Annotated in this window: 22 protein-coding genes; 1 reads left to right on the forward strand and 21 read right to left on the reverse strand. The window is 31.6% G+C overall.

The features are described from left to right. Positions 1-5: 5 nt before the first annotated feature. From ACJDUG_RS07115 to mraZ, 16 genes are all read right to left on the reverse strand, one after another. On the reverse strand, positions 6-782 hold the full coding sequence (locus tag ACJDUG_RS07115; protein ID WP_406769200.1) for a YlmH family RNA-binding protein: 777 nt from the start codon (positions 780-782) through the stop codon (positions 6-8). Beyond that, positions 782-1057, reverse strand: coding sequence for a YggT family protein (locus ACJDUG_RS07120; protein WP_406769201.1), 276 nt, complete (start codon positions 1055-1057; stop codon positions 782-784). Before ACJDUG_RS07120 ends, ACJDUG_RS07115 begins: the two co-directional genes overlap by 1 nt. Positions 1058-1071: 14 nt before the next feature. Continuing rightward, positions 1072-1536, reverse strand: a complete 465-nt coding sequence (locus ACJDUG_RS07125; protein ID WP_406769202.1) for a cell division protein SepF — start codon at positions 1534-1536, stop codon at positions 1072-1074. A gap of 1 nt (position 1537) precedes the next feature. Beyond that, a complete protein-coding gene (locus ACJDUG_RS07130) occupies positions 1538-2209 on the reverse strand; it encodes a YggS family pyridoxal phosphate-dependent enzyme (protein WP_406769203.1) in 672 nt (223 codons plus the stop codon). Between the two features lie 160 nt (positions 2210-2369). Then, positions 2370-3104 (reverse strand): DUF881 domain-containing protein, encoded by a 735-nt coding sequence (locus ACJDUG_RS07135; protein WP_406769204.1) that lies wholly within the window; start codon positions 3102-3104, stop codon positions 2370-2372. Then, entirely contained in the window at positions 3101-3454 is a 354-nt protein-coding gene (locus tag ACJDUG_RS07140) for a small basic family protein (protein ID WP_406766234.1), read from the reverse strand. Before ACJDUG_RS07140 ends, ACJDUG_RS07135 begins: the two co-directional genes overlap by 4 nt. A gap of 13 nt (positions 3455-3467) precedes the next feature. Further along, the gene (locus tag ACJDUG_RS07145) at positions 3468-4190 is read right to left on the reverse strand and encodes a DUF881 domain-containing protein (protein ID WP_406769205.1); all 723 of its coding nucleotides are present in this window, start codon (positions 4188-4190) and stop codon (positions 3468-3470) included. Positions 4191-4279: 89 nt separating this feature from the next. Continuing rightward, positions 4280-5053 (reverse strand): cell division protein FtsQ/DivIB, encoded by a 774-nt coding sequence (locus ACJDUG_RS07150; RefSeq protein ID WP_406769206.1) that lies wholly within the window; start codon positions 5051-5053, stop codon positions 4280-4282. Between the two features lie 169 nt (positions 5054-5222). After that, positions 5223-6329, reverse strand: coding sequence for a stage V sporulation protein E (spoVE, locus tag ACJDUG_RS07155; RefSeq protein WP_406769207.1), 1107 nt, complete (start codon positions 6327-6329; stop codon positions 5223-5225). Positions 6330-6344: 15 nt separating this feature from the next. Beyond that, entirely contained in the window at positions 6345-7316 is a 972-nt protein-coding gene (mraY, locus tag ACJDUG_RS07160) for a phospho-N-acetylmuramoyl-pentapeptide-transferase (protein WP_406769208.1), read from the reverse strand. Between the two features lie 14 nt (positions 7317-7330). Further along, positions 7331-8713 (reverse strand): UDP-N-acetylmuramoyl-tripeptide--D-alanyl-D-alanine ligase, encoded by a 1383-nt coding sequence (locus tag ACJDUG_RS07165; RefSeq protein ID WP_406769209.1) that lies wholly within the window; start codon positions 8711-8713, stop codon positions 7331-7333. Beyond that, positions 8714-10165, reverse strand: coding sequence for a UDP-N-acetylmuramoyl-L-alanyl-D-glutamate--2,6-diaminopimelate ligase (locus ACJDUG_RS07170; protein ID WP_406769380.1), 1452 nt, complete (start codon positions 10163-10165; stop codon positions 8714-8716). It lies immediately after the preceding gene. A gap of 85 nt (positions 10166-10250) precedes the next feature. After that, positions 10251-12392, reverse strand: a complete 2142-nt coding sequence (locus ACJDUG_RS07175) for a stage V sporulation protein D (protein ID WP_406769381.1) — start codon at positions 12390-12392, stop codon at positions 10251-10253. A 50-nt stretch (positions 12393-12442) separates the two neighbouring features. Next, a complete protein-coding gene (locus ACJDUG_RS07180; protein ID WP_406769210.1) occupies positions 12443-12943 on the reverse strand; it encodes a hypothetical protein in 501 nt (166 codons plus the stop codon). Positions 12944-12970: 27 nt separating this feature from the next. Further along, positions 12971-13903: a 16S rRNA (cytosine(1402)-N(4))-methyltransferase RsmH gene (rsmH, locus tag ACJDUG_RS07185; protein ID WP_406769211.1), complete on the reverse strand. Its 933-nt coding sequence runs from the start codon at positions 13901-13903 to the stop codon at positions 12971-12973. 19 nt (positions 13904-13922) lie between these two features. After that, positions 13923-14351 carry a division/cell wall cluster transcriptional repressor MraZ gene (gene mraZ, locus ACJDUG_RS07190; protein WP_406769212.1) on the reverse strand — a complete coding sequence of 143 codons (429 nt, stop codon included), beginning with the start codon at positions 14349-14351 and terminating at the stop codon, positions 13923-13925. Positions 14352-14617: 266 nt separating this feature from the next. Here mraZ and ychF point away from each other — a divergent pair, with 266 nt between their 5' ends. After that, positions 14618-15715 carry a redox-regulated ATPase YchF gene (ychF, locus tag ACJDUG_RS07195; RefSeq protein WP_406769213.1) on the forward strand — a complete coding sequence of 366 codons (1098 nt, stop codon included), beginning with the start codon at positions 14618-14620 and terminating at the stop codon, positions 15713-15715. Between the two features lie 36 nt (positions 15716-15751). Here ychF and ACJDUG_RS07200 read toward each other — a convergent pair whose 3' ends face one another. The 5 genes from ACJDUG_RS07200 to hypE form a co-directional block, all read right to left on the reverse strand. Continuing rightward, positions 15752-18055: an AAA family ATPase gene (locus tag ACJDUG_RS07200; protein WP_406769214.1), complete on the reverse strand. Its 2304-nt coding sequence runs from the start codon at positions 18053-18055 to the stop codon at positions 15752-15754. 211 nt (positions 18056-18266) lie between these two features. Then, entirely contained in the window at positions 18267-18941 is a 675-nt protein-coding gene (gene deoC, locus ACJDUG_RS07205) for a deoxyribose-phosphate aldolase (RefSeq protein WP_406769215.1), read from the reverse strand. A 58-nt stretch (positions 18942-18999) separates the two neighbouring features. Then, entirely contained in the window at positions 19000-19647 is a 648-nt protein-coding gene (gene hypB, locus ACJDUG_RS07210) for a hydrogenase nickel incorporation protein HypB (protein ID WP_406769216.1), read from the reverse strand. After that, positions 19637-19996 (reverse strand): hydrogenase maturation nickel metallochaperone HypA, encoded by a 360-nt coding sequence (gene hypA / locus ACJDUG_RS07215; RefSeq protein ID WP_406769217.1) that lies wholly within the window; start codon positions 19994-19996, stop codon positions 19637-19639. The genes hypB and hypA overlap by 11 nt, the downstream gene beginning before the upstream one ends. Before the next feature lie 14 nt (positions 19997-20010). Beyond that, positions 20011-21012, reverse strand: coding sequence for a hydrogenase expression/formation protein HypE (gene hypE, locus ACJDUG_RS07220; RefSeq protein ID WP_406769218.1), 1002 nt, complete (start codon positions 21010-21012; stop codon positions 20011-20013). Positions 21013-21030: the final 18 nt, after the last annotated feature.

Consider the following 21030-nt stretch of genomic DNA (forward strand, 5'->3'; position numbering starts at 1 on the left):
ACCTCTTATATGTATTTTTTTATTGAAAGTTTTAATTTCCCCTTTTGTGTAGTACCTTGGATTTCAAGAATTTTATACTTACCATAGCCTCTAATAGTTAAAATATCTTGAGCTTCAACATTCTTATCTTTTTCTCTTAATTCAGCATAATTTAGTAGGACCTTACCTGAATCTATGATTAAAGCCGCTTTAGCTCTGGAAATGCCGCAAATGGAACTTACAACACAGTCGAGCCTTAAAGATGTAATTTTTATCAAAACATCTTTACTATTATGAGTTAAGCTTATATCATTAATATCCTTAATAATCTCTATTTCACAAGGGCACTTTCCAACATAAGACAAGTTTTGATTTATGTATTCACTAATATCCGCACAAGCAGCAGTAAAAATACAGTTTTCTGACAATATCATATCACCAAATTTTTCTCTTTTAATCCCTAGTGCCATAAGTGCACCCAAATAATCCTTATGTTCAAGTGTTCTAAATTTTGATTTATTAATAATTTTAATAAGTTCAACAGGATAATCGGCAGTTTCTATTGCTGCTTTGGAAAAGGCCATTAATTTTCTTTCTGAGTCTTCAAAAATCCCACATGTATCCATTTCCACATGAAAACTGCTCTTCATATTAAGGATTGCTTTCCATACACTTGGAGGTAAAAATTCATTGGAATAAATAATTTTATTGATTTTCTCTGCTAGGTTAATTTTATTATATAAATTTGACAGAAGATTTTTATCTTCAAAATTTATAGAATTAATAAATATCTTTTTGTCCATTACACAAAAATCCCAAATAGAGCATTTACTATATATCTGAGTACTGCTATCATAAAATAAGCTATTATGGGAGAAAAATCCAACATTGTTGAAGGTATCAGCCTGTCATGAATTTTTCTAGCAGGTGCCATAAAGGGTTCTGTAAAGATATGTAGTATATCAATTAAAGTGTTTCCTCTACCTCTATAAACCCAAGATAGGATTACATCTATGAATATTGCATATTCAAGTAAAGTAAACAGATAATTTAGTGCAGTCTGTATAGTATTAAGCATAATTTCCTCCAATATTATTTAGTCCAATTTAAGAGTCCCTTGCTAGTAAGTTCGCTTTTCAAATCATTTGAAACCTCTACGTTAGAAGGAGAAAGAATATATACTCCTTTTTCAACCTGCTGAAGTTCACCGCTAAGAGCGTAGCATGCACCGCCAATGAAGTCTAAAAGTCTCTGTGCAATTTTTGCTTCTAAAGCTGTTGTGTTAACAACAACAATTTTTCTATTTTTTAAATTATCACATATATTCGCTGCTTCATCATAATCATTTGGTTTAATTATTACAACTTTTGCAGAAGCAGCAGTATGGATATTTACAACTTTGCTGTTTCCTGCCTTTTTTGAAGTACTAAATATAGGTTCTACCTCACTAATAGTATTTTCTTCAAGTTCTTCTTCTCTTTCATCTCTTTCATCTAATTCAACATCTTCTTCTAATCCTAAAAATCCCATCATTTTATTTATCATTTTTGCACACATTTTAATTACCCCCAATTGTATAATTTCTCTCTCCAAAAATTCCAGTCCCAACTCTTACCATGTTAGAGCCTTCCTCAACTGCAATTTTATAGTCATGTGTCATTCCCATGGATAAATACTCCATAGAAATATTTCTAAAGTTTCTATTTCTTAATTGATCCCAAATGGTTTTCATTTCTCTAAAATAATCTCTGCATTTTTCCTCAGACCCAATTGGTATAACAGCCATAAGCCCCTTTACCTTAACATTATTACATAGCTCACACTTTTTTAAAAGTTCTTCCAAATCTTCTATTAATATTCCGGTTTTCGAATTCTCTCTTCCGATATTAATTTGAATTAAGGTATTAGCCAAGCAGTCCTTACTAGAATATAGTCTTTCTATTTCTTCTAACAACTTTATGCTATCTAAGGAGTGAATCAAATGCACTTTTCCGACAATATACTTAACTTTATTTCTTTGCAAGTGGCCTATAAGGTGCCATTTTATATCTTTAGGAAGTGTATCAATTTTCTGAGCAAGTTCCTGCACCTTATTTTCTCCAAAGTCTCTGCATCCACTTTTATATGCTTCTATTATAGCTTCAAAAGGCTTAGTCTTTGATACAGCTATTAATGTAGTATCTTTAGCTAAATCCTGCTTAATTATATTTATATTTTCCTCAATAGACAAAATATCGTCTCCCTTAGTAAGCACTTGTATATTTTAGATATTATTATATTATACTATTCTCCATAAAATACAAAAATCCTTCAAATATTTTGCATTTTAATTAAAATAAAAGTTCAAATACATATTTATTTTTCATAACATTAACAAATTATTTTAATAATTATTTTGATATAGCGCTGCTTAAAAAGTCCTTAGTAATATCAAAAGATGCAGCTTGAATTTTAACATCCATGGATTGTTCTATATTAACCGATATAGTTCTGCCCATCATATACTTTAAATAACTATTATCATCTGATAGCATGTAATTTTTTAAAACATCTTTGTCTCCAATAGCATTAATATAAAATGGTGTAGTTATTTTAACTCCATTAACTGCAATTAAAGTTCCATCACAATATACAGAAGTCCTATCAGTAACTCTTTGACCGTTAATAGATATAGCTTCAGCCCCAGCATTTCTTAAGTCATTAATAACATAATTCAAATCATAATTATGAATAATTTTATCTATTAATTGAGGGTCTTCGATATTATAATAGGATTCATTGCTTATATCCTTCAAGGTTATAATAATGCCTTCACCCTGAACATCCTCTTCACCTATTTCCATTTTGTTCTGATCTAATTCATTTTCTATGGATGAAATAACAGGTTCCTGATCCTTTCCCGCAGACTTGTATTTAGATAGTTTAGCATTTAGTGTTAGATATTGTTTATCTAAATCACTTACTTCACCAATTAACTTGTTTTTTGTTTCGTTTGCATCTTGATATTGTTTTGTACTTAAGAAAACTCTATTATTAGTCCTGTTAAAATTAATATTTAAGGATATTAGTATTCCAACAATAATGCAAGCTATGAAGATAAATAATGATGCCTCATTATTCTTCATTTAACCACCTCATTATGTGATTTCGCTTTTTCAAGCATTTGTCTTCTAATAATTGCAAAATTATCAAATATTCTTCCTCCAAATACAATAACCGCCGCTAAGTAAATGGGAACATTTAATTTATCACCTAAATAGGCAAGTCCTGCAGCTAAGACAGCATTTCCAAAAAATCCGGAAATAAACACATCAGCTCTAAAATTTTTTGAAAGTAAAGCTCGAAGTGCTCCAAATACTGAATCTAAACATGCTAGTATAGCTACCGACATATATGGAGAAAATTTATCCGGAATATTAATATTCCAAAATATTCCGATTAAAACACCTAATAATAAACCAATTACTGCTATCATTTAATTCACCTCATTACTGTTTAACAGGCTTTGCAAAATCAAATTTCATACTTTTAGTATATTTGTTTTTACTTATAATTATATTGTCTTGTTTTTCATATTTATAAGTTGCTACAGAATTAAATTCTGAGAGTACCCCAGGAAAAGCCAATGCACCTGCTAACAAATTCTTGTCTCCTATAGCCTTAATAGTAATTCTTTCCAACGGGGATATTCTTTCTTCATTTACTAATATATAATTACTTGCACTTCTAATTCCGCTTCTTGGTGTGAGCCTTATATCATTAATAGAAATAGCCTCTGCCCCAGCTGCTAGAAGTTCATTTACAACATAAACTAAATGTTTATCAGTAATTCTGTCTGCGGTTAAATCAGTTCCAAGACCAGTAGTATTCGGATTTAAATATAAAACAACTCCTTGCCCCTGTACATCAGTTACACCTGCAAGCATTCTAGAATTTTCTAGATCTTTAAGTAGCGTTTGAGAATCTTGAGTTCTATTTGCTGCAGTATCTTCGTATACCTTTATCTTAGCTTGCAAATCATTAATATTCTTCTGAAGCTCATCCTTTTGCTTATTTAATTGTTCTATTTGAACAGTCAAATCAGTGTTGCTTTGAGTTGTATTTTGAATGTTGCTCTGCTTATTTAATATTCTAAACTGATAAGCAAGCATAAAGCCCAAAATGCAGCATACTAATGCAACAGATATTTGTGCTGTATACTTTTTTTTCATAAACGTCCTCCTTTTCATTGGAACATGGATTGTCTTCTCTTACCCGTTCCACTGGTTAATTACCCGCTAAAGTCCATAAAGGACCCATCCTACTTCTCTATGTATACCACAGGACTACTATCAAAACTTACATCTACATATCCCTTGGCATGTATCAAATTATTATTTACAAGAATATTGAAGGCTAAATTTAATTTATCCTTAATATCTATATTTCCTAATTTAAGGAGCATATTACCACAGAGAACCTGGACGTTATGAACATCAGCAATATTCACAGAAGTAATATTGATTCCACTTTTATTAGTTTTGTTTAGGGATATTAAATCAGTCATAAGGCTTATTAAGTCTAATTTACGATTGTCTACTTTTGGAATTACCTTACCAATTGTAAAATTACTAACATCAAGTCCTACTAATTTAGTTAAATTCATATTATTAACATTATCCTTGCTTTCTAAAATTACACCGTTTTTATCAAGAATAATAAATTTGTTATTATCTTCAATATAAAAAGCTGCTTCTCTTTCCTCTACTGAAATTAGTATAGTACTTGGAAATTTTCTAATAACATCCGCCTTTAATATATACGGATTACTTAATACATTAGTTACGATTTTTTTAGTATTTAATGTAAAAATATTAATACCGAAATCAATCTTACTAGAAGAAATAATCTCCTCACTGTTTATTATTTTATTGTTAACCACGTTAATACTTTCAACATTAAAGTAGGGCAGCTTTAAGCATAAAATAACTAAAGTAGATATCAATAATAAAAATATTATCAAAGATCTTTTTATAGTTCTTTTTTTTCTTCTTTTTCTAATAAGTTCATTATCTACTGCTAAAGTATTTTTCACCAGCATCCACACCTTATAAAAATTTAATCTAAAGCTTCATATATTATATAATACCACTAAATTTACTTAAGTTCATCAATTATTATGTTTATATTACAACAAAGTTTATCAGTTTTATTAATTTTTTATATATTTTAGCTGCATATAAAAAGCATTGCAAATGCAATGCTTAAGTGGAACATTGTCTAGAAATATTCAGCAAAACACCCATGGCCATTAAATTAAATAATAAAGAAGATCCACCATAACTAATAAAGGGCAGCGGGACTCCAGTTACAGGCATGGAACCTGTTACTACGGCTATGTTAATTATTGCTTGAATTGCAATTACTGATGTTATTCCAACAGCTAATAAGGTACCATATGTATCTTTTGCCCTCATGGCAGTTCTAATACCTCTCCAAATAAGTACTAAAAATAAGATTATTACTACTGTACATCCTATTAATCCAAGCTCTTCACCTATGATTGCAAAAATAAAATCATTATGCGGTTCTGGTATGTAGTAACACTTTTGTCTTGACTTTCCAAGTGTAACTCCAGTAATTCCTCCTGAACCCAAGGCTAATAGTGATTGTATTAGCTGATACCCTTTACCCTTTGGGTCCTTCCATGGATCAAGAAAATTTAATACTCTTGCAACTCTAAAGGGCTCTAGCAAGATTCCCCCTATACCAAGAGCTACAACCATTCCTATAAGTTCGGTGAAATGAAGCCATCTTGCTCCACCCACAAAAAGCATTATTAATGTTACAAGCATAATTACTGTTGCTATACTTAAGTTAGGTTCAAATAGAATAATTGCAGCATATAATCCTGATACTAAAAGATATGGAAGTATTCCATATATAAAACTCTTTATTTTTTCACCCTTGAGTTCAATACTTTTAGCCATATAAATGACTATAACATACTTAGCTATTTCAGAGGGCTGCAGGCTAAAAACCGGAATAGGAATCCATCTTTGAGCACCGTTAACTGGGTCAAATGCATATACTGCTCCTAAAAGAATTAGGGTAACAAGCATAATATACTTTGTAAATTTTTTTATTTTATGATAATCAATTTTTATCATAAAAAACATTGCCACAGCCCCTATTATTGCAGATATACCTTGTTTTTTTAGAAAATACATACTATCCCTATAAACAGGATTAAAAAAGGCACTATAGGAACTTGCACTAAATACCATTACTACACCTACTGCAACCAGTATCATAATGGTAGAAAAAAGTATAAAATCTATGGATCCCATTTTTACTTTGGATTTTTTCATACTAAGCGTATCCTCCTAGATAATTGCTGGTAAGGATAAAAATGCAATAAGACATAATATTACAGTAATAATGGAGAATATGGAAACAATTTTCGTTTCATGCCAGCCGCTAAGTTCAAAATGATGATGAATAGGCGCCATTTTGAAAATTCTTTTTTTTGTAAGCTTAAAGGAAGAAACTTGAAGAATTACGGATAATGCTTCCAATAAATATACTCCACCTACTATTATAACCAATAATGGCATCTTTAGTATTAACGCTACAGTTGCCACAGCTCCACCAAGAGCAAGGGAACCAGTATCACCCATAAAAACTTGAGCAGGAAAGGCATTATACCTTAAAAACCCTAGTAAGGAGCCAGCTACTACACCACAAAAAATAGCTAGTGTATAATGACCTTGACCAAAGCTTACCAAGGCAAAGAAGGTCATAACAAGCAGGGTTATAGAAGTTGCAAGACCATCTAATCCATCAGTTAAATTAACGGCATTGGTTGTAGCAACATAGTAAAAAACGATAAAAGGTACATACCACTTACCAAGATTCCATGTCTTTTGAAGAAAGGGAACTATAATAGTTGTTCCAATATTTATCTCAGTATTTGTAGCAGCATAGAATGCCAATATTCCTGATACTACTAATAGTAAAATCATTTTTTGTAGAGCCCTAAGACCCAAGTTATTTTTATGAAGTATTTTTAAGCCATCATCAAGAGCACCAATAAAGCCAAATGCTATAAAGGCATATAGGGCAATCATTGCTTCATCACTTGGTCTTCTAATTAGAATAACCATAGTAATAAGGGAGGAAATCATAAAAATAAGTCCTCCTAATGTTGGAGTGCCTGCTTTCTTTAAATGGCTTTCAGGTCCTTCCTCTCTAATATTTTGTCCAAATTTCAACCTATGTAAAATAGGTATTAATATTGGGCCTAAAATTAAAGCTATTACAAATGCTAATAAAACAGCATACACAATTCTATACATTTCTTATCTCCTCTTTAGCAATTAATGATCTTTAGTTTATAAACTATATTTTCGAATTTCATGGATCTAGATGCTTTTACCAAAACACAATCTCCTTGCAAAATATTACTTTCTAAGTATTTACAAACTTCTTCATTACCTGAAAAATTAATTATTTTACTATCTGACATAAAACCTTTTTTATAGGCCTCTTCAAATTCTCCGGTACAGAGAAGTAAATTAATATTTTTTAATTTTGCATATTCTCCAACTTCCTTATGGAGATTGAAAGCCTCATTGCCTAATTCCTTCATGGTACCAAGAACAGCAATCTTTCTTTTGCCTTCTAAGCTTTCAAGGACATCTATGGCTGCTTTCATAGAGTCAGGACTTGCATTATAGCTATCATCTATTAAGGTGAATTTTTTTCCTTTTATTATATCTAATCTCATAGAAGTAAACTCTATCTTCCTAAAGCCTTCTTGTAAATCATCATAGCTTAACCCTAACTTTCTGCCGCAAGCTATTGCTAATAGTGCATTTGATATATTATGCCTGCCAATTATATTAATATTAAATTCATAAGCCTTATTTTCATTATTTTCATTTACCACAAAGTTAACCATATCTTCATGAAGCTTGTAATGCTCAACATAAAAATCATCGGTGTTTTCTTCCATTCCAGTCTTAACTATATTAAAGCTTTCAGATGTTATGGTTTTTAATAAGTCGTTATCATTATTTATTATTAAAATATTATGGTCATCAAAGTAGTCTGTAATTTCAAGCTTTGCTTTTAAAATATTCTCCCTTGTTTTTAAATATTCCAAATGAGATACTCCAATATTTGTTATTATTGCTATATCTGGTCTTGCAACATCAGTTAAATTATGTATTTCTCCAAAGTCACTCATACCCATTTCTAGAACTGCAATATCGTATTCGTTAGTAATATTAAAGATCATTAACGGCAGTCCTATTTCATTATTAAAGTTGCCCTTAGTTTTAAAGACATTATATTTTGAACTTAAGGCACCCGCAACTAGATCCTTTGTAGAAGTCTTACCTGTAGATCCTGTTATACCTATAACCTTTATTTTTAGTTTTCTTCTATAATATTTAGCGAGATCTAAAAGAGCCTGTTTTCCATCCTCTACTTTAATAACAAAGGTATTATTATTGACACTAATAAGTTCATCGCAAAGTTCATCTATTATACAAACTCTAGCCCCTTTATTGCTAGCCTCCCTTAAAAAGGTATTTCCATTAAAATTTGCACCCTTTAAAGCTATAAAAATACTGTTCTCTCCTATAGTCCTAGTATCAATACTTACTGCTTCATAAGGAACTTCTTTTCCTTCCTTAATAACTTCACCTTTAGTTGCATTTAATATTTCTATTAAAGTTATTTTGTCCATTTAAAACAGCTCCTTTATTACTTCAGCAATAACTTCTCTCTCATCAAAATGTATTTTTTTATCTTTAAGTTCTTGATAATCTTCATGTCCTTTTCCAGCCACAACAACTACGTCACCTTTTCTAGCAATTTCAATTGCTCTTTTTATAGCATCTTTTCTATTTTCAATTGTTTCATAGTTATCTTTTTTAATACCAGTAAGTATTTCCTTAATAATGCTTAAGGGTTCTTCGGATCTAGGATTGTCAGATGTAACTATTGCGATATCGCTAAGCTCACTTGCAATATTACCCATGATTGCTCTCTTTGTCTTATCTCTATCACCACCGCAGCCAAATACTGCAATCAACCTGTTATCGGTGAATTCTCTTGCTGTTTCCAGAATATTCTCCAAACCGTCCGGAGAATGTGCATAATCAATAATTATCTCAAAATCTAAATTATAGTTTTTAGACACTATTTCACATCTTCCAGGTACAAACACCCTGTCTAAACCTTTTTTTACATCGAGCAGCGACACTCCAGAGTATAGACAAGCAGCTGCGCTTCCCAAAGCATTATATATATTATATCTCCCCGGTATATTTAAGCTTACATTTATATCCTTATCCTTATATTTCATAAGAAAATCAGTTCCATTAGAACGCATATTAATATTACCTGCAGTTACTGTACAGGAATTATTCAGTCCATATGTAATTTTAGGTGATGAAATATCTTTAATTATTCTTAACCCATAATCATCATCATAATTAATGATAGAAACTCTACTGTTCTTGAAAAGAATTAGCTTTGAATTGTAGTAATTATCAAAGGTTTTATGAAAATCTAAGTGATCTTGTGTTAGATTTGTAAAAATACCTACAGAAAATTCTATTCCATAAACTCTGCTTAAGGCAAGTGAATGTGAGGAAACCTCCATTACGCAATAAGTAACATCATTTTCAACCATTTCCTTTAAAAATTTATGTAATTCTAAGGATTCAGGAGTTGTTCTATGTGAAGCTAACTTTGTATCTCCAATATAATTTGCAACAGTACCGATTAATCCTACCTTGTAACCAGCTTCCTCTAAAATAGCCTTCATCATAAAGGTAGATGTAGTCTTCCCATTAGTACCAGTAATCCCAATCATCCTTAACTTTTTTGAGGGTTCACCATAAAAATTAGATGAAGCAACAGCTAAAGCCTCTCTACTATCTTCAACTTTAACTACTGTATATCCTGAAAGTCCTTCTATCATAATCTCTCTTTCACATACTATTACAGCAGCCCCATTTTTAACTGCGCCTAAAGCAAAATCATGACCATCTACCTTAAACCCAGTAATACAAAAAAATACATCTCCTTCATTAACCTTTCTGCTGTCATATTCTACTTTGTTAATATTTATGTCAGAATTGCCCTTAATTATGCTATATTTTATACCGCGAAGTAAATCTTTAAGTTGCATCATAACACTCTCCTAACTTGTTTGTTTACACAATATTGGCATGCATTTACTACTTTTTTGTCGTAATATATGCATGCCCCTATTTTTAATCATCTAAAATCTCTAATTCTATGAGAAGTTTTGTACCTTTATTAACTTGTTCCCCTGCTGTAATACTTTGGCTAGAAACTAAACCTTCTCCAGTAAATTCTGCTTCTAATCCTAAACCTTTCAGAATAGAAGTGGCTTTTTCTTTGGAAAGTCCAATAAGGTTCGGCATTACTACTACTTTATTATAGTTATCTAAACTACCAGTGTAAAGTACAATTTTATCTCCTTCTTTAATGTTAAAACCTGGTTTCGGGCTCATTTCTACTATGTATTCACCCTTCGTATCTATATCATAAATTATTTTTTGAGCTTTAAGTAATTTAATAGCATCTTCTTTTTTCATACCCCTTATTTCAGGAATAATTACGTCCTTTTGCATACTTCTTGCAATTTCTTCTTTAGATGCGTCTGCAGTTGTTCCTAAATAGTTAAATATATCATTAAATATCTGTTTAGCCACTGGTGCTGCAATTTGACCTGCATAGTAATTTGATGGATCAGGCTCATCTATAGAAACAAATAATGTTATAGTTGGTTTATCTGCTGGAGCCATTCCAGCATAGGAAGATATATATTTACCAGGTTCATAACTTTTTGTAACACTGCTTACCTTTTGAGCTGTACCAGTTTTACCTGCAATATGATAGCCTGGTATAAAAGAATTTTTTGCGCCGCCTTCTGATACAACCTTTTCAAGATATCCCCTTAAAGTATTGGCAACATCTTCCTTTAATATACTTCTTTCATTATATTTATTATAGGTTTCATCAACTATTTTTTTATCTCCATTTTGAAAATGGACAACTTCCTGCATTACGTGTGGCGTGATTAATTTTCCACCGTTTGCTATAGCATTAAAAGCCTGTATATACTGAATTGATGAAACGGTATTACTTTGGCCAAAGGATTCAGTAGCCACATCAACTTCAGTCATTTTTTCTGTTTTTCTTATTATACCCTTAGCTTCGCCCGAGAGATCAATACCGGTTTTTTGTCCAAATCCAAATTTAGTTATGTATTTATTTAAATTAACCTTACCAAGTCTTCTTCCAAGCTCCATAAAGCCAACATTACAGGAATTTTTTAATATATCCACAAAAGTTTCATCACCGTGACCAGTCCTCTTCCAGCAATGAATTATTCTGTTTGCCACTTTAGTGCTGCCGCCGCATAAAAAATGATCTGTTTCTTTAACTAAGCCTTCTTCCATAGCACCATAAGCAGTAATAACCTTAAATATAGAACCTGGCTCAAAGGTATCATTTACCGCTCTGTCTCTCCACATTTGCTGAAGCTCATCTTGTGTTTTTCCTTCTACCCAAGGATTATTAGGATCATAATCAGGCTTATTTACAAGTCCTAAAATTTCTCCATTATTAGGGTTCATGGCAATTATAGTGACTGCCTTTGCCTTGTTATCATTCAAAGCTTGAGAAGCAGCCTTTTCAAGAAAGCTTTGAATCATATTATCTATTGTTAACACTACATCCTTACCATCAACTGGTTTAGTAAACTCTGAAATAACATTGGGCTGTCCCTTACTCTTATTATCATTTTCAGATATTATTCTACCAGGAGTGCCAGAAAGTTGTTTATCATAACTTAATTCCACACCTGTTAGACCAACACCGTCTTTTCTTACAAAGCCCAAAACATGAGATAAAAAATTTCCATCTGGATAATATCTTTTAGTATCTGAGGAAACTAGAACTCCCCTAATATTTAAATCCTTAACCTTATCAGCTTCTGTCTTCTCAATTCTTCTAGCCAAACTTGCAGAGGCCATAGGCAAGCCATTAGGCAGAGTTTTATTTAATATTGCAAGCACATCTTCATTTTTCATATTAAGAGCACTAGCTAATTTAGGAGCTATGACTTCATTAGTTATATTATTTTCTTGTAAATATTGTCTTATAGTATTCATGTCTAAATCAACTCTATAAACATTTGCACTTATAGCAAGCTCATGACCATATCTATCTAAAATTCTTCCTCTTCTTGCGTCAATTTTAACTTCGCTTGTCCACTGTTCTTTAGCAATCTTTGTCAATTGTTCGGATTGAACTATCATTATATAAGATAGTCTAATTACAAGCAAAAAAAATAAAATAAAAAGTATGCCAAATGTAATCAGCATCCTTTTTTTAATTTTAACCTTGTCCCGAAAATTCAATAGATTTACCTCCACTAAAACAACAGATTCTTTACCTTTGCAATTAAATTATCCTTTGTGTTTTTAGTGCCTTTTGCTTCATTATTTGCAAAATAATCTTTAGTAACTGAAGAATAAATTATACTATTCTTATCGGGGGTTATCATTTTCAATTTTGTTACTGCTAAATCTTCTACTTGCTGCATATTACTTGACTTTAGAAGTTGAACCTTTAAATTTTCATTCTCCATGTTTAGGCTGCTCGAATCAGTAGTTACAACTAAAAGCTGCTTTTGAAGATTGTATACGGCTGAATAACGTAATACTAAAACTACACCAATAGCAAATGCTGCTATTATGTAAGCAATTATTTTAGCTTTTGTTTTGAGCCTCTTTTGTGCTAAAGCTTTTTTCTTTTTCTCTTTTTCTCTTCTAAGCTTTTCGAACTCCTCATCTATGCTAGGATTATAAGGTTTGTATTTCGGCGCTAGTGCATTACTGCCGCTTACTAAATTTTTATTATCCATTACTATCACTTTATTCACCCCATCCATAAATTAGAACTATATTTTCTCTGCAATCCTCAGTTTAGCACTTCTGCTTCTAGGATTTTCTTCTATTTCTTCTTTTGAAGGTTCTATGGGTTTTTTGCTTATTATTTTAATTGTTGGTACCTTACCACAAATACATACCGGAAATTCCTTTGGGCATTTACATGGATCTGCCAAATCCTTAAATTTATTTTTTACTATTCTATCTTCAAGTGAGTGGAAGGTTATTATAGCCAGCCTTCCTCCTTTTTTAAGTTTATTAATACTTCCTTCTATGGCTTTATCCAATATTTCCAGTTCTCTATTTACTTCTATTCTTATTGCTTGAAAAGTCCTTTTAGCAGGATGTGGTCCTTCTCTCCTTGCCTTAGCAGGAATAGCAGCCTTTATTATATCTACAAGCTCATAAGTTGAGGTTATAGGACTGTTTTTCCGTCTGTCCACAATAAATCTAGCAATTCTACTTGCAAACTTTTCTTCACCGTAATCTCTGATTAATTTATAAAGTCTTTCTTCTGAATAGCCATTTACAACCTCATAAGCTGTTAATTCTGCTTCCCTGTCCATTCTCATATCAAGGGGGGCATCCTTCATGTAGCTAAAACCTCTTTCGCCATTATCAAGCTGATATGAAGAAACTCCAAGATCCATCAAAATACCGTCTATATTATCTATTTCAAGTTCATCTAATATGTTTTCGATATTAGTAAAATTATTATGTACATAAATAACATTTTCGTAGGAAATAAGTTTTTCTTTAGCAGCACTTAAAGCTTCTAAATCCTGATCTATTCCAATTAATTTTCCTTTTGAATTAAGTTTTTTTATAATCTCACTTGAGTGACCTGCTCCACCTAAAGTGCAGTCCACATAAGTTCCATTTTCATTTATATTAAGTCCTTCAATAACTTCATTTAATAACACAGATATATGCTTAAACTCCATATAATTCTCCTTAATGACTTTAGATACCTAGTTCGCTCATTTTCTCAGCAATGGCATCATAGTCAATATTTTGATTATTATATTCTTCCCATTTTTCCTTGCTCCAAATCTCAATTCTTGTAGAAACTCCTATACTTACTATATCCTTATTTATTGAAGCATATTCTGAAAGATTTTGCGGTATTAGTGCTCTTCCCTGTTTATCTACATCAATTTCATTTGCACCTGAGAAGAAAAATCTTACAAAGGCTCTTGCATCTTTACTTGTAAGAGGAAGTTTTTTTAGCTTTTCTTCTAATAACTTCCATTCATCCATAGTGTAAGCATAAAGGCATCCATCCAGACCTTTTGTTAATACAAAGGTTCCACCAATTTCATCTCTAAATTTTGATGGAATAATCATTCTGTTCTTATTGTCTATAGCATGTTGATATTCTCCTATAAACATATTACACCTCTACACTTCTACTCCACTTTAATCCACTTTACACCACTATTATACATATTCTATATTATTTTTAAAATTCCTTCAACTTTTTATAGAAATATAAAATTTTTATTCATAAATTTTCCTATCACAACAGCTGTCTTAGATAATTAATTATCATATGTTTACAATGTAATCATGAATAACCTAATATCCTTGAAATGCACCTTGCTGTAAGGTATAATTTATTAAGAATTAAAACATTACAAATGAAAGGAATGTCATAAATGAAATTAGGAATTGTAGGTTTACCTAACGTAGGTAAAAGTACGTTATTTAACGCCATTACCAAGGCTGGAGCAGAGGCTGCTAATTACCCATTTTGTACTATAGAACCTAATATCGGCGTCGTTAATGTACCAGATAAAAGATTAGATGTACTTGAGAAAATGTATTCTTCTAGAAAAAAAGTAAATGCAAATATAGAATTTTATGATATAGCCGGACTAGTTAAAGGCGCAAGTAAAGGAGAAGGGCTTGGAAATAAATTTCTATCACACATTCGTGAGGTAGCTGCTATTGTGCACGTAGTAAGATCTTTTAATGATCCTAATGTAGTGCATGTAGACGGCTCAGTAGATCCTATAAGAGATATAGAAACAATTAATTTAGAACTTATTTTCTCAGATATTGAAGTTCTAGATAGGAGAATGGAAAAGTCTGTTAAACTCGCACGCTCTGGCGATAAAAAGGCTAAAGAAGAGGTTGCCTTTATGGAAAGAGCCAAAGAGCACCTAGAAGGCGGAAACCCTATTAGAACATTAGAAATGAGTGATGAGGAACAGAATTTAGTTAAAACATTTTTCTTACTTACTTCGAAACCGGTTTTATATGCTGCAAATATTTCAGAAGAAGATTTAGTATCTGGTAACACTGAAAATGAATATGTTAAAACTGTAAGGGAATTTGCTAAGAAGGAAGCTTCAGAAGTAGTAGTTATTTGCGCAAAACTTGAAGAAGAGGTTTCTGATTTAGAAGAAGATGAAAAGTTAGAATTACTTCAGGAATATGGACTTAAGGAAACTGGCCTAGACAAATTAATTGAGTCAAGCTACAAACTCCTAGGCCTTATGAGCTTTTTAACAGCCGGGGTACAAGAGGTTAGAGCATGGACAATCGCTAGAGGTACAAAGGCTCCTGAAGCTGCTGGTAAGATTCATTCAGATATTGAAAGAGGCTTTATAAGAGCAGAAATAATTTCCTATGATAAGCTTATAGAATGTGGCTCAGAAGCTGCAGCAAAGGAAAAGGGTTTTTATAGACTTGAAGGCAAGGATTATATTATGTCAGACGGAGATGTGGTTAATTTCAGATTTAATGTATAAAAAATGGCATCCATATGGATGCCATTTTTTTATCATTTATTGTTTTTTTGTATAGTATTTTTGAATTTCTCTATTAACAGAATTTAAAACTGTATCTGCCTTAATATTGTCCTCGTCAAAAAGTATCATCATTGCATCTTCAACTGTTGACATTGTGTAAATATGAAAATTCCCCTTTGCTATTTCTTCCTCAACCTTGTTATTTAAAACCAAATCATTTTTATTGCTATTGGGAATGAGAACCCCCTTATCTTTTACTGAATCTATTGCCATGCATACATTGAAAAAACCTTCTATTTTTTCATTAACCCCTCCAATTGGCTGAACCTCTCCTAACTGATTTATTGAGCCTGTTACTGCAATATTTTGTTTTATAGGCAGTTTTCCCAGTGCAGATATTATGCTTATAATCTCTGCTACTGATGCACTGTCTCCATCAATTTTTCCGTAAAGCTGTTCGAAGCTTAAATGAAAATCTACAGGAAGCCTTGAGTAAGAATTTAAAAACTTACTTAAGTATCCTTTTAAAATTCCAATTGACTTACTATGAATGTTACCGCTTAAATTGCTTTCTTTCTGAACATCAACAATGTTTCCATCGCCTTTGTAACAGCTGCAGGTTATCCTAATAGGCTTACCAAAACTTACGTATCCCATATCTAAAACCGATAGCCCATTAACTTGACCAATTAGGCTGCCTATAACGTTTATTAGAATTCTTTTTTCTGTATAGTTTTCTAAAATTTCCTTTTGAATTAAGTCCTCAGAATATGCTATATCTCTAATATCTGATGAAGAAATAAAATTTCTTCCATCACTTACAACTTTATTATTTGAAAGCAGTAACAACTTATTTAATTCTCCATCATTAAAATATATTTTATACCTGGATTCTGCCTTTCTGGATAAATGCTTAGCTACCTCAATAATGGAGCTTTCCGTCAAGGGTTTTAATTTATAGGTTTCACACATCTTATTTATATTACTTTGGAGAGCTCTTCCAGTTAATTCGTTTATTTCTACAATAGGCTCATATTCAACCCTAATTTTAAATATTTTCTTGAAATCTTCATCATAATTAAATAGATAATCATAGGTTTCAAAATCTCCTATAAGAATAACCTTCTCCTTAATTTCTATTGGTTCAGGGTTTAAACTGCTTAAGGATAAAAGTTCTAAATATCCTCTATTAAAGTCAAGGCTAACTTTCTCTGAAATTAGAGTTTTCTTTAAATAATAGTAGGCCTGTGGATTAGTAAAAAGATCATTAGCTCTTAATATTAAGCAACCTTCATTTGCCTTTAGCATTGAACCAGCTTTTATTAATGTTACATCAGTTGTGTAAACATTGTTATGATTTTCATATTCAATGTTACCCAAAAGATTATTTACACTTGGATCTTCCTCATAAATAACTTGAGGCTTTAAAATATTACTATTATCAACAATAATATTCATATCATATTTATATATAACTTCATTTATTTTTTCCTCATCATCCTCATAATTTAAAGAATATATATCTATTAGATTTTCTTCAATGTCATCACACATTTCCTCTAAAAAGCTAATTACTTCGCTATTATCCGAAAATGTATATCTAAATTTATCTTTTATTTCGTTTAATCCATGATTGTAGTAATCTGACATTAGTTTCTTAATTTTTTCAAGTTCATCTGTTTCAACATTCTTAAGTTCATCTAATATTAATTCTGCATTCTCCCTTAAAACGCTGACTTTATCTAATATATCATCCTTTTTCTCCTGTACAAGCTCTTCAAAGTCTTTTTCAGTCATTGCTTCCCCCTCTTTTTGAGGTATGAAAACAAAGCCGCCTTGTGTTATCTTAATTTCAAAATTATATTCCTTTGCTAAATCTTCTAGCTTACCAACAAGTACATTTCTTTTTTTCTGCATATTATCAATAATAATTTCTTTTTCTTTATTTCCACTATGGTTATAAAAATTAAAAGTGTTCTCTGCGTAACTTATTTTTATCTCTTTCAGCATTTCCTTTAATATAATGCCTTTACCGTTGGGTAGAAATAGTACCTTAGGATTCTTAGGATCATTTTTTATTATATAGCATATATCTTGAGGTTTTTCTTTATTATTTAAGATTTTTTCTACATAGGCTTTTATATTATTTAATTTATCCTTTGAAAAGTCATCTATTAAATAAACATTATACCCATTATTATCTATTTCCAAAGCACTCTTTATCTTTTTATAAGCCTCTTTGTACTCTGGAATATAATCAAATTCTTTTTCTTCTATTTTATTAGTAGAGACAAAATCAAATTTATATATTATATCCTGTGGTAATAGCTCATGATTCATATTTTCTTCCCCCCTTTTATAAGCAAAATTTGCGTTTTGTACCTTTATCACGCCATTTACTATATAAATATTCTAAAAATTAATATTTAGGAACAAAATTTTAAAATAATATGATGCTATTGGAAAAATAAAAAAATATATAAAATATGCTTATTCCACACATTTTATATATTTTCGTTACTTTATATTTTTTATTTTATGTTTAATGGTATTAGTAATTAGAACTTCCTTCTCCGCCTTCACATATTGCTATGGAAGCGGATGCGCCTATTCTTGAAGCTCCTGCCTTAATCATTGCTAGGGCATCTGCGCTGCTTCTAACTCCACCTGAAGCCTTAACTCCCATTTCAGTTCCTACAGTCTCTCTCATGAGCTTTATGTCTTCTTCAGTTGCTCCGCCCTTATTAAAGCCTGTAGAAGTTTTTACGAAGTCAGCTCCAGCTTCCTTAGCGAGTTTGCAAGCAGTTACCTTTTCATCTTCTGAAAGCAGACAGGTTTCTAAAATAACCTTTGTTAATGCCTTGCCCTTAGCAGCATCAACTACTGCCTTAATATCAGCTTTTACATAGTCTAAATTCTTATCCTTTAACTTTCCTACATTAATGACCATATCCACTTCTTCGGCACCTTCCTTAATAGCCTCAGTAGCTTCAAAAGCTTTAACTGCCGTTGTGTTTGCCCCTAAAGGGAAGCCAATAACAGTACAAACCTTTACCTGTGAACCTTTTAATAATTCATAAGCAAGGGCAACATGAACAGGGTTTACACAAACTGATGCAAAACCATATTGCTTTGCTTCTTCACATAAAGTTTTGATTTGCTTAGCAGTTGCTTCTGGTTTAAGTAAAGTATGATCAATCATCTTTGCGATTTCTTCTTTTGTCATTTAAATCTCTCCTCGTATAATAAGTTTATAATGATTAAAATCACTGCTATAGACTTATTTATTTTTTTATGTATGCCTTAATATAATCAATAACTCCATCTAATCCCTGACCCTTAGCAGAATTTACTTTGAATATATTAATTGAATCATTAAGTTTCTTTGCATTTTCAATAACTCTATTTTCATCAAAGTTGAAATATTCCTTCATGTCATATTTAGAAATTATGAGAGCATTTGATCTAGTGAACATCAATGGGTATTTCTCTACTTTATCGTCTCCTTCCGGAACACTTAAAAGAGATATTTTCAGATCTTCTCCTATATCAAATTCTGCTGGACAGACTAAGTTTCCTATGTTTTCAATTATAAGCAAATCTAGTTTATCCAAGTCGAAATAAGGAAGCATATTCTTAATAGACATGGCTTCAGTATGACAGGCTCCATCAGTATTAAGCTGAACAACTGGAATTCCCATTTCCTGCATTTTCTCAGCATCAATCTGGCCTGCTATATCAGCCTCTATTACACCTATATTATAATCTGATCTTAAAGCTTCAATAACCCTTGTAATAAATGTAGTTTTTCCACCTCCTGGTGAACCCATAACATTTAATACTAATATTTTTTTCTCATTAAATAACTGCTGAAGCTCTTTATGACAATCTTCATTCCATTCTAGAATTTGTCTTACAACTTTAATCTCCATTTTCGTCTTCCACCTCCATACTATCTATATAAAATTCATTTCCTCCTGCTCGAATAACTTTCGCACTACTGCAAACCGGACACTTGCTATTTATAAAACTGCTAGGTTCACCACTGAAATCACAGCTTGTGCATTTCATGGTAATAGGTATTTTAGTAATTATTATTTTGGCACCTTCTGCAGCGGTTCCTTTACTTGCAAAATCAAAATATTGTTGTATACATTCTGGTACTAAACCAGAAAGTTCTCCAATTTTAAGTCTTATTTCATTAATTTTTCTAATGTTATGTCTTTCTGCTTCCTCAGCTGCAATTCTCACAATACTTTGAGTAATAGGTAATTCATGCATAAAATTCTACCTCTCTAACATATTCTCGGAAGTATATCATAACTAAGCTTATCTAATATTCTTCTTCCACCTAACATACTCTTTAAAAGCACTTTAGAGGGCATGTAATCTACTACTTCACCAATGATGGCAGCATCTTTTCCAAGTTCTGTACCTTTAAGCTCCTTAAGAGCCACATCAACAATTTTCGCATCCACCACTGCTAGTATTTTTCCTTCATTAGCACTATAAAGCGGATCTAATCCAAGTAAATCACAGGCAGTTTTTACATTACTGGCTATAGGAATGGCACTTTCTTCAATTTCAATTGAAAAGTTACTTTTCTCCACAAATTCATTTAAAGTTGTAGCAACTCCGCCTCGAGTTGGATCTCTCAATATTTTAATATTTTCCTTAAATTTTAGTAATGCTCGAGTAGGCTCATTTAAAACTGCACAATCGGATATAATATTTGTATCTAGAAGTTTTTCTCTTTCACAAAGAATAGCAACTCCATGATTACCTACATTTCCAGATACAATAACCTTATCACCCTTATTAATTCTATGTTTTCCAAGCTCTATATTTGGAACTTTCTCACCAATTCCAGCCGTATTAATATAAATACCATGACCATGACCTTTATCTACAACCTTTGTGTCACCAGTTACAACCTTAACCCCGGCACTTAAAGCAGTCTCAGCTATAGACTTTATAATGCTTTCCAAGTCAGAAAGTTTAAGTCCCTCTTCTAAAATTAATCCTAAGCTTATATATTTAGGTATACTTCCACACATTAGTAAATCATTTACGGTTCCGCAAATACTTAGCTTCCCAATATTTCCTCCAGGAAAAAAATATGGATCTATAACAAAACTATCAGTCGAAAATGCTATATCACCGCTTACGTTTAACAGTGCTCCATCACCTAACTCAATTAACTCCTTATTGTTGAAATAAGGTACTATCATTTCATCTATAAGTTTTGAGGTTTTTTTACCTCCATTTCCATGAGATATGGATATAATACCTTCCATTTAAATTCTCCTTTCTGC

The organism is Candidatus Clostridium stratigraminis (genome assembly GCF_045310675.1).
Classification (GTDB): domain Bacteria; phylum Bacillota; class Clostridia; order Clostridiales; family Clostridiaceae; genus Clostridium_AT; species Clostridium_AT stratigraminis.